The organism is Methylophaga sp. UBA1464, assembly GCF_002325665.1.
In the GTDB taxonomy this organism is placed as follows: Bacteria; Pseudomonadota; Gammaproteobacteria; order Nitrosococcales; family Methylophagaceae; genus Methylophaga.
The window spans coordinates 53460-53768 of sequence record NZ_DCSO01000089.1; the positions used below are offsets into that span (position 1 = coordinate 53460).

The 309-nt window shown below is 51.1% G+C and carries 1 protein-coding gene; it reads right to left on the reverse strand.

Going from position 1 to position 309, the window contains the following annotated elements:
- The coding region (locus tag B3O33_RS11795; protein WP_292363683.1) for a flavoprotein at nt 1-269 on the reverse strand (269 nt) is incomplete at its 3' end.
- Nucleotides 270-309 lie beyond the last annotated feature (40 nt).

The following is a 309-nucleotide window of genomic DNA, read 5'->3' on the forward strand; positions in this document are numbered from 1 at the left end:
ACTGCCGTAATTAATAACTGTGTTCCACTGAGCGGGCCAGGTTGAAGTTTTGTCAGCAGCAGAGACACAATTGCATCAACCGCCATCAACCGGCCTTCGCCCTGTTCACCACAGGCCTGATCACCGCTTTCCGGGCCAAAAAACTCAACGCCGCGTTGTTTTAACAGCTGATAATTCTGCTGCGTAGCAGGGTGTGACCACATCTTATTATTCATGGCTGGCGCCAGTATCAGCGGCGCTTCAGAGGCAAGACAGACCGTTGAGATCAAATCATCAGCATGGCCATGCGTCAGTTTTGCCAGACAATCT